Source organism: Acinetobacter sp. YH12131 (assembly GCF_013418635.1).
In the GTDB taxonomy this organism is placed as follows: domain Bacteria; phylum Pseudomonadota; class Gammaproteobacteria; order Pseudomonadales; family Moraxellaceae; genus Acinetobacter; species Acinetobacter towneri.
Genome location: NZ_VPBQ01000043.1, coordinates 1 through 2,575 on the forward strand (window position 1 = coordinate 1; position 2,575 = coordinate 2,575).

The window sequence follows — 2,575 nt, forward strand, 5'->3', positions numbered from 1 at the left end:
AGGTTAACCGAATAGGGGAGCCGTAGAGAAATCGAGTCTTAATAGGGCGTATAGTTGCTGGGTATAGACCCGAAACCGGGTGATCTATCCATGAGCAGGTTGAAGGTTGGGTAACACTAACTGGAGGACCGAACCCACTGTCGTTGAAAAGCCAGGGGATGACTTGTGGATAGGGGTGAAAGGCTAATCAAACTCGGTGATAGCTGGTTCTCCCCGAAAGCTATTTAGGTAGCGCCTCGGACGAATACCATTGGGGGTAGAGCACTGTTTCGGCTAGGGGGTCATCCCGACTTACCAAACCGATGCAAACTCCGAATACCAATGAGTACTATCCGGGAGACAGACTGCGGGTGCTAACGTCCGTAGTCAAGAGGAAAACAATCCAGACCGCCAGCTAAGGCCCCAAAATCATAGTTAAGTGGGAAACGATGTGGGAAGGCATAGACAGCTAGGAGGTTGGCTTAGAAGCAGCCACCCTTTAAAGAAAGCGTAATAGCTCACTAGTCGAGTCGGCCTGCGCGGAAGATGTAACGGGGCTAAAACTATGTGCCGAAGCTGCGGATGCATAATTTATTATGCGTGGTAGGGGAGCGTTCTGTAAGCCGAAGAAGGTGGATTGAGAAGTCTGCTGGAGGTATCAGAAGTGCGAATGCTGACGTGAGTAACGACAAAACGGGTGAAAAACCCGTTCGCTGAAAGACCAAGGGTTCCAGTCCAACGTTAATCGGGGCTGGGTGAGTCGACCCCTAAGGCGAGGCCGAGAGGCGTAGTCGATGGGAAATTGGTTAATATTCCAATACTTCAGTGTAATGCGATGAGAGGACGGAGAAGGTTAAGTCAGCCTGGCGTTGGTTGTCCAGGTGAAAGGAAGTAGGCATGCATCTTAGGCAAATCCGGGGTGCTCTATGCTGAGATCTGATAGCAAGCTGTACTTGTACAGTGAAGTGGCTGATACCCTGCTTCCAGGAAAAGTCTCTAAGCTTCAGTTACACTGGAATCGTACCCGAAACCGACACAGGTGGTCAGGTCGAGTAGACCAAAGCGCTTGAGAGAACTCTGCTGAAGGAACTAGGCAAAATGGTACCGTAACTTCGGGAGAAGGTACGCTGTTGATGGTGATAGGACTCGCTCCTTGAGCTGTCGACAGCCTCAGAAACCAGGCCGCTGCAACTGTTTATTAAAAACATAGCACTCTGCAAACACGAAAGTGGACGTATAGGGTGTGATGCCTGCCCGGTGCTGGAAGGTTAATTGATGGGGTTAGCGTAAGCGAAGCTCTTGATCGAAGCCCCAGTAAACGGCGGCCGTAACTATAACGGTCCTAAGGTAGCGAAATTCCTTGTCGGGTAAGTTCCGACCTGCACGAATGGCATAATGATGGCGGCGCTGTCTCCAGCAGAGGCTCAGTGAAATCGAATTCGCCGTGAAGATGCGGTGTACCCGCGGCTAGACGGAAAGACCCCGTGAACCTTTACTGCAGCTTGACATTGAACTTTGACCTTACTTGTGTAGGATAGGTGGGAGGCTTTGAAACTTGGACGCTAGTCCGAGTGGAGCCGTCCTTGAAATACCACCCTGGTAATGTTGAGGTTCTAACTCTGTCCCGTTATCCGGGACGAGGACCATGTCTGGTGGGTAGTTTGACTGGGGCGGTCTCCTCCTAAAGAGTAACGGAGGAGTACGAAGGTGCGCTCAGCGTGGTCGGAAATCACGCGTAGAGTATAAAGGCAAAAGCGCGCTTAACTGCGAGACCCACAAGTCGAGCAGGTACGAAAGTAGGTCTTAGTGATCCGGTGGTTCTGTATGGAAGGGCCATCGCTCAACGGATAAAAGGTACTCTGGGGATAACAGGCTGATACCGCCCAAGAGTTCATATCGACGGCGGTGTTTGGCACCTCGATGTCGGCTCATCTCATCCTGGGGCTGAAGCAGGTCCCAAGGGTATGGCTGTTCGCCATTTAAAGAGGTACGCGAGCTGGGTTTAGAACGTCGTGAGACAGTTCGGTCCCTATCTACCGTGGGCGCTGGAAATTTGAGAGGATCTGCTCCTAGTACGAGAGGACCAGAGTGGACGAACCTCTGGTGTACCGGTTGTGACGCCAGTCGCATCGCCGGGTAGCTATGTTCGGAAGGGATAACCGCTGAAAGCATCTAAGCGGGAAGCCTACCTCAAGATAAGATTTCCCCGAGGCTTTATGCCTCCTAAAGAGCCGTTGAAGACTACGACGTTGATAGGTTGGATGTGGAAGCATAGCGATATGTGAAGCTGACCAATACTAATTGCTCGTGAGGCTTGACTATACAACACCCAAACAGTTGGGGTTGTATGCTCAATCGATTCAAATCCAATCAGTCAATTCAGACTGATCTTGATTTAGTTAACGCTAAACAATAAAATTCAGACCCAATACAGCCCAATCTGTTACAGATTCGGAAAACGCAGTGCATCACCATCGTGAATAAGACCAATGCAAGTCTCCGTAAACAGTTGTGCTGGCGACCATAGCAAGAGTGAACCACCTGATCCCTTCCCGAACTCAGAAGTGAAACCTCTTCGCGCTGATGGTAGTGTGGG

General features: G+C 50.7%; 2 rRNA genes. Both read left to right on the plus strand.

Annotated elements, in window-relative coordinates:
- Positions 1 to 2,301, plus strand: a 23S ribosomal RNA gene (locus FTU66_RS13465); the annotation flags it as partial.
- A gap of 191 nt (positions 2,302 to 2,492) precedes the next feature.
- Positions 2,493 to 2,575, plus strand: a 5S ribosomal RNA gene (gene rrf, locus FTU66_RS13470); the annotation flags it as partial.